The following is a 7123-nucleotide window of genomic DNA, read 5'->3' as shown; positions in this document are numbered from 1 at the left end:
GAGAAGAACTTTGCCATGCCCTCGATGAGCTTGAGCACCACGTTGCCGGTGAAGCCGTCGCAGACTGCGACGTCACATTCGCCCATCGGCAGCGAGCGCGCCTCGACGTTGCCAACAAAGTTGACCGGTGCGTTCTGCAGCTTGTGATAGGTTTCCACCTGCAAATCCAGGCCCTTGGTCTCCTCGGTGCCGATGTTGATCAGACCTACTTTCGGGGAATCGACGCCCAGAATCTTATTCATGTACACGCTGCCCATCATGCCAAACTGCACCAGCATATCGCTGTTGCACTCGGCGTTGGCGCCGGAATCCATCAGCAAAAAGCAGCCCTTTTCGTTTGGGATAACGGTGGCAATACCGGTGCGGCGCACGCCTTTCAGACGTTTGACGATCAGCGAAGCGCCGACGACCAGAGCGCCGGTGCTGCCTGCGCTGACAAATGCGTCGCCCTTGCCCTCTTTGAGTGCGCGCATGCCAACCGCCATCGAGCAGTTTTCATACTCTTTTAACAGGGTGGTCGGGTCCGCTTCGACCGGAATCATTCCCTGTGCATCCAGAATTTCCATGCCGTCCAGCGAGATGCTGTTCTGTTTTGCACAGCGTTCAATCTCGCTGCGGTCGCCCGCCAGCAGAATTTCTACGCCGTATTCCTGTGCAGCCAGCTGTGCGCCCTTGAGAACTTCCAGCGGCGCATTGTCTCCGCCAAAGGCATCCACAATGATCTTCATATTCAGTAACCTCGTTTCTCCGCCATCTTCGCTTCACGCTTTTCCTTGACGGGCAGAAAAAGCAGAATCTGTCGCACCGTCAAAACCGGTGCGGCAGATGTTCATATGTATCAGCCCAAACAGCACCGCATCTTCCGGCGCTGTCCGGTCACGAGCAAGCGGTGTTTAATCCACCGTCTGCAAATATTCCTTGAGATGGTCAAGACCGCGGGTCGCTATCTTTTCACAGCGGACGGTCTTGTCCTTGACACGCTCCGGCCACGGCGGCAAAATGCCCATGTTGGCGCCCATCGGCTGAAAGTTCTTGACGCTTTCGTCGCTGATATAGCGGGACAGCGCGCCGAGCATGCTGTCGGCAGGCAGCAGCAGCGGCTGTTTGCCGGCCAGAGCACGCGCCATATTTTTGCCCGCGAGGATGCCGGATGCCGCCGATTCCACATAGCCTTCGACGCCGGTCATCTGACCTGCAAAGTAAAGGTCAGGTCGCTTGCGCAGCGAGAAGGCGCTGGTGAGCAGCCGCGGCGAATCGAGGAAGGTATTGCGGTGCATCACTCCGTAGCGGACAAACTCGGCATGCTCCAGTCCTGGAATCATCGAGAACACCCGCTTCTGCTCAGGGAATCTGAGGTTTGTCTGGAAGCCGACCAGATTATAGAGACTTCCTTCCCTGTTCTCGGCGCGGAGCTGAACCACTGCCCACGGGCGGCGGCCGGTGTGCGGGTCGGTCAGTCCAACCGGTTTGAGCGGTCCATAGCGCAGGGTGTCCGCTCCGCGCTTTGCCATCACTTCCACCGGCATACAACCCTCGTAGACGGTCAGCTCCTGCTGTTCAAAGTCGTGCAGCTGCGCCGATTCGGCCTCGATGAGCGCCTGATAAAAGCGCTCATACTCCTCCTTATCCATCGGACAGTTGATATAGTCGTCCTCACCGCGTCCATAGCGCGCCGCAAAAAAGACCTTTTCTCTGTCGAGCGACTCGAAGGTGACAATCGGCGCCGCTGCATCAAAGAAGGAAAGATACTGCTCTCCACACAGCTGCTGGATGCTCTGTGCCAGATGCTGCTCGGTGAGCGGACCGCTGGCGATGATGGTCGGTCCCTGCGGGATCTCATCGACGCGCTGCGGTATGACGGTAATCAGCGGATGTGCATGGATTTTTTCAGTGACGTAGTCGGAAAACTTTTCTCGGTCGACTGCCAGCGCGCCGCCGGCAGAAACCGAAGTCTGCGCCGCGGCCTCCATGGTCAGCGAACCGAGCAGGCGCATCTCCTCTTTGAGCATGCCTGCCGCCGAGCCGATGCGCGCCGCTTTCAGGGAATTGGAGCAGATCAGCTCTGCAAATCCCGCATATTTGTGGGCAGGGGTATACTGGACAGGCTTCATCTCGTAAAGCTCGACCGCAATCCCTGCCTGTGCCAGTGTCCAGGCTGCCTCACAGCCAGCCAGACCTGCACCGACAACTTTGACTGTCTGTGTCATACTACTCCTTTTCATAGCCGCAGCCTTCCTTCAGGCAGTGCAGCTTACCGCCGCGGCCCGCCTTCTGGAAGAGGGTGGAACCGCACTGCGGACATTTTTCTTCTACCGGCTTATCCCAGGTCATGAACGGACACTGCGGATTGTGCTCACAGCCAAAGTAGGTCTTGCCCTTCTTGGACTTTTTGGCGTGAATCTTTCCGCCGCACACCGGACAGGTTCCAGGGGTTTCCTGAACAATCTTCTTGGTATTTTTGCACTCTGGATAGCCAGGGCAGGCCAGGAATTTGCCGTAACGTCCAATCTTGACGACCATGTGCCGTCCGCAGTTTTCACAGATGACGTCGGTGACCTCATCCGGCACCTCCAGACGGGTTCCCTCCAGCTTCTTTTCCGCTTCCTTGAGGTTCTGTTCAAACTCGTTGTAGAAGGTCGACAGCGTCTGTACCCAGTCAGCCTTTCCTTCCTCCACCAGGTCGAGGTTTGTTTCCATCTCGGCGGTGAAATCGACGTTGACAATCGAGCTGAACTGCTCCTCCATCAGTTTGGTGGTCACCTCGCCCAGCTGGGTCGGAACCAGGCTCTTGGCCTCGCGCTCCACATAGCCGCGCTGAATGACGGTGGTGATGGTCGGTGCATAGGTGCTCGGACGGCCGATTCCGTTTTCCTCCAGCGCCTTGATGATGGAAGCTTCGGTGTATCTTGCCGGCGGCTGGGTAAAGTGCTGGTTTGGTTCCAGTGCATTCAGGTTGAGTTTCTCTCCCTGAATCAGCTCCGGCAGCGCAGGGCTCTTTTCCTCCGGTATATCCTTTGCTTCCTCATACAGCGCGGTAAAGCCGTCAAAGCGCACCGAATAGCCCGATGCCTTGAAGGTGTAGCTTCCGGCGTCGATCGAGGCAGCGACAGTATCGAGGATCGCATCTGCCATCTGGCTCGCGGTAAAGCGCTCCCACACCAGTTTGTACAGCTTATACTGGTCGAGGGTCAGCGACTCCTTGACCTGCTCGGGTGTCATGGACGGCATGGTAGGACGGATTGCCTCGTGCGCGTCCTGTGTGTTGGTTTTCTTCTTATAGGTGCGCGGTTTTTCCGGCAGATAATTTTCGCCGTAGCGTCCGGTGATATACTCCCTTGCACCCTGTACAGCCTCCTCGGAGATGCGCAGCGAGTCGGTTCTCATGTAGGTGATCAAACCGACAGCGCCCAGCTTCGGCAGGTCGATACCTTCATACAGCTCCTGAGCTGCCTTCATGGTTCGTTTGGCCTGGAAGCCCAGACGGCGCGAAGCCTCCTGCTGCATGGTCGAGGTGGTAAACGGCGGCGCCGGCACCTTTTTCTTGACGCCCTTTTTGATGTCGGTGATGACAAAATCCTTGCCTTCCAGCTGGGAGAGGATGTCGCGCGCCTGCTGCTCATTTTTGATCTCCAGCTTGTTGCCTTCAAATAGGGCAAGCTTTGCAGGGAACTGTTTTTTGGAGCGGGTGGTGGACAGTTTTGCGTCGATGCTCCAGTATTCCTCCTGCTGGAACGCCTGAATCTCCCGCTCACGGTCGACGATCAGCTTGACGACCACCGACTGCACACGGCCTGCGGACAAACCTGGTTTAACCTTCTTCCACAAAAACGGGCTGAGGTTATAGCCGACCAGACGGTCGAGAATGCGGCGGGTCTGCTGGGCATTGACCAGATTAACGTCGATATGGCGCGGAGCTGCCATACCGCTCTTGATGCCGCTCTTGGTGATCTCGTTAAATGTGACGCGGTTTTCTTCGCTATTGTCCAGTCCCAGCATGTTGGAAAGGTGCCAGGAGATCGCTTCTCCTTCGCGGTCAGGGTCGGTCGCCAGATAGACAAAGCTCGACTTTTTGGCTGCTTTCTTCAGTTCATTGCGCAGCTGACCTTTGCCGCGGATGTCGATATATTCCGGCTGAAAACCGTGCTCAATATCCACACCCAGCCGGCTCTTGGGCAGGTCGCGCACATGGCCCATCGAAGCCAGCACCTCATATCCCTTACCCAGATATTTCTGGATAGTCTTTGCCTTTGCAGGCGACTCCACGATGACCAGCTTGCTGGTGGGTTTTCCCTGTTTGGTCGATTTTTTTGCGGTGGTTTTTGTTGTTTTTTTGGCGGTTGTTTTCTTTGCCGCCGTCTTTTTTACAGCGGTCTTTTTCACAGCAGCAGCTGCTGGAAGGTCCTGTCCTTCCACCGCTGCCTGTGCAGCTTCCTTTGCCATTGAAACCTCCATATTCTGTTCCTGTTGCCCATTTCGGTAACGGCGGCAGGAGCGTGTATTTGCTTCTTTATCATCAATCAAAGGCTGAAAAACTGTCCCGGGTACATCTTGACGGTGTCCGGAACACCCAGTTCAAACAGAATCGAGGTCACCTGCCCGACACTCATGTGACAGGCCTGTGCGATCTGTTCCAGACTTTGCGGTTGTTCGGTCAGTACGGACAGCACGCGCTGATGCTCTTCCTTGGGCACCGGATCAAATGATGCCTGCGGTTGAAGCGGCGGCTGTGCCGGAGAAGCCTGCTCTTTTGGGACAGACTTTCTCTGTTCTATGTCAGAAAGGCCGCTTTGCGCAGCCTGTTGTTGTCTTTGTTTTATTTCTGTGCATGGTTTGGAGGAATTATCCCGCAGATCTTGAAAAACCTGCTGCAAAATCTGTTCTTTTTCTTCCTTCCAGTCCTTTCCCAGCACCATGCCTGGTTGAAAACGGGTGTAGGCAGAATGATTGTCGAACCAGTCCATCAGGTTTTCTCCGTTATCCACAGAGGGATGGATCGCCAAAGGCGGTTCCTCCTGTTTTTGTGGTGGTTTTTTCTCCCACACCGCAGGACGACGCGGAGGCAATCTCTTGCGCTTTTGCACCACCGGATAGCTCATTTGCTGCTTGCCGACATGGAGATAGTTCTGATATCGGGAAAGATAGGGACTGATAATATCCATGATGTTGGCAGCCAGAATGGCGCCGTCGCGCAGCAGCTGCAATGTTCCTCTGGCGCGCAGGTCATAGATGTCCGACGGTACGGCGAACACATCCTTGCCCTGTTCCAGCGCGCAATTTGCAGTAATCAGCGCGCCGCTGTGCTCCGGTGCTTCCACCACTAGCACACCCTCCGAAATTCCTGCAAGCAGGCGGTTTCTCGTGCGAAAATAGCCCTTGCTCGGTTTCACCGAAGGTTCCAGCTCGCTGAGGATCAGCCCATTGCCGGAAAGGATGTGCTCCCGCAGCTTTTGTGTCTGGGACGGATAGGGCACATCCGGTCCGCAGCTCAGCACCGCAACGGTCTTTTTTCCTGCCCGAATCGCTCCATAATGAGCAAAGGCGTCGATGCCCACGGCAAGGCCGCTGACCACGATAAACCCTGCGTTTGCCAGGTCATAGGACATCGACTCTGCCACATAGCGCCCGTAATCGGAGGAATCTCTGGTGCCGACCACGGTGATCACCGGCAGGTTGTCAAGCTCCTTCAGGAGCGAACGCTGCCCCTGTGCATACAGCACCAGCGGCAGGTCCGGCAGCGAAAGCAGCTGTTTTGGATAGTCCGCATCCTGCGGTGTGATCAGATGATAGCCCTTCTGGCGGCAATGATCCAGTATCTTTTCGGCACGATCAAGCGGCGTCGATTTGAGAACGCGGCACTGCTGTGGGTTAAACAATTCCAGCTGGAGCAGTCCACGGACGTCCATCTCAAAAAGCTCGGAGGGATCCAGCTGCCGTTTTACCAGTTGTCCTGCAACAGGATTAGCTGTTCCAAGTCCCAGACTCAGCCAGAGCCAGTACAGTGTTTTATCCACAGACAGTCCTCTCCTTTGATGATTAGTTTGCGCGGCACATCTCCCACATGGCGACGGTAGCAGCCACCGCTGCATTGAGTGATTCTGCGCGGCCGGCCATCGGAATAATCACCGGCTGGGTGCATGCTTCGATGACCTCGTCGGTCAGTCCATTGCCTTCGTTGCCGATGACGATGGCGCTGGGATGTGCAAAGTTGACCTTGGTGATCGGTGTGCTCTGTTCATGCAGAGCAGCGGCATAAACTGCCACTCCCTGATTGCGCAGGCAGCCGATCTCTCCCACCAGATCGTCGGTCACCAGGATGGGCATACGGAATACGCCGCCCATGGTGGCGCGCAGCGTCTTTGGGGAATACAGATCGGGACAGTCGGAGGACATGACGATCAGATCCAGCCCGAAGGCTTCGGCGGTACGGATAATGGTGCCGATGTTGCCCGGGTCCTGCAATGACGAGAGGACGACCACCCGATTCTTCTTTATTGTAGCAAGCCTGTCTGAATTGTCAAGTATTGGGAAGACGCAGAAGATTCCCTGTGGAGTCTGCGTATCGGAAAGGCGGCCTGCCAGGGAAGGCTCGATGAGGCAGGTTTCCTTTGCTGCATCAAGCAGCTCGGTGCAGTCGTACTTTTGCAGCGTCTGCTGCGTAACAAACACCTGCCGCGGCACCAGCCCGCTGCGAAGTGCATCGGCACACAGCCGGTAGCCCTCTGCCAAAAACTCTCCTGCGTTCTGGCGGGCCTTTTTGGATTGCAGCAGCTTGGCAGCTGCCTTGAGTTTTGGGTTTTCCTTGGATGTGATCGGCTGCATCTGCACCAGGCACACCTTCCTTTCCTTTGGTCAGATCAAATTTCCCCTACTAACAAAATACGCCCGTTGTCATACGACCCGGGCGTTTTGTTCTAAATTAGAGAGCTGCTTTTGCTTTTTCAACAAGAGCGGTGAATGCTGCTGCATCATGGATAGCGATTTCGGACAGCATCTTTCTGTTCAGATCAATGCCGGCTTTCTTCAAACCATTGATGAATACAGAGTAAGAAACGTTGTTTGCACGGCAAGCTGCAGAGATTCTGGTGATCCACAGTCTTCTGAAGTCACGTTTTTTCTGTTTACG

General features: G+C 55.6%; 6 protein-coding genes. All 6 read right to left on the bottom strand.

The features are described from left to right. Positions 1–728: phosphate acyltransferase PlsX (gene plsX, locus Q0L39_RS09775; RefSeq protein WP_296628782.1), on the bottom strand; the 728-nt coding region annotated here is incomplete at its 3' end. Between the two features lie 165 nt (positions 729–893). Then, positions 894–2222 carry a methylenetetrahydrofolate--tRNA-(uracil(54)-C(5))-methyltransferase (FADH(2)-oxidizing) TrmFO gene (gene trmFO / locus Q0L39_RS09770; protein WP_296628781.1) on the bottom strand — a complete coding sequence of 443 codons (1329 nt, stop codon included), beginning with the start codon at positions 2220–2222 and terminating at the stop codon, positions 894–896. After that, entirely contained in the window at positions 2209–4440 is a 2232-nt protein-coding gene (gene topA, locus Q0L39_RS09765) for a type I DNA topoisomerase (RefSeq protein ID WP_296628779.1), read from the bottom strand. Before topA ends, trmFO begins: the two co-directional genes overlap by 14 nt. A gap of 77 nt (positions 4441–4517) precedes the next feature. Next, positions 4518–6011 (bottom strand): DNA-processing protein DprA, encoded by a 1494-nt coding sequence (gene dprA, locus Q0L39_RS09760; protein WP_296628777.1) that lies wholly within the window; start codon positions 6009–6011, stop codon positions 4518–4520. Positions 6012–6033: 22 nt separating this feature from the next. Next, on the bottom strand, positions 6034–6819 hold the full coding sequence (locus Q0L39_RS09755; protein WP_296628776.1) for an RNA methyltransferase: 786 nt from the start codon (positions 6817–6819) through the stop codon (positions 6034–6036). A gap of 97 nt (positions 6820–6916) precedes the next feature. Continuing rightward, positions 6917–7123, bottom strand: a 207-nt coding sequence (rplT, locus tag Q0L39_RS09750) for a 50S ribosomal protein L20 (RefSeq protein WP_296628774.1), incomplete at its 5' end; no start/stop codon positions are given.

Source organism: uncultured Negativibacillus sp. (assembly GCF_944388365.1).
In the GTDB taxonomy this organism is placed as follows: Bacteria; Bacillota; Clostridia; order Oscillospirales; family Ruminococcaceae; genus Negativibacillus.
This window is presented reverse-complemented; position numbering and strand designations above follow the sequence as displayed.

Bases quoted from the DNA above. Each gene is read 5' to 3' on its own strand.
- trmFO (WP_296628781.1), bottom strand. From the start codon at position 2,222: ATGAAAAGGAGTAGTATGACACAGACAGTCAAAGTTGTCGGTGCAGGT.
- topA (WP_296628779.1), bottom strand. From the start codon at position 4,440: ATGGCAAAGGAAGCTGCACAGGCAGCGGTGGAAGGACAGGACCTTCCA.
- Q0L39_RS09755 (WP_296628776.1), bottom strand. From the start codon at position 6,819: ATGCAGCCGATCACATCCAAGGAAAACCCAAAACTCAAGGCAGCTGCC.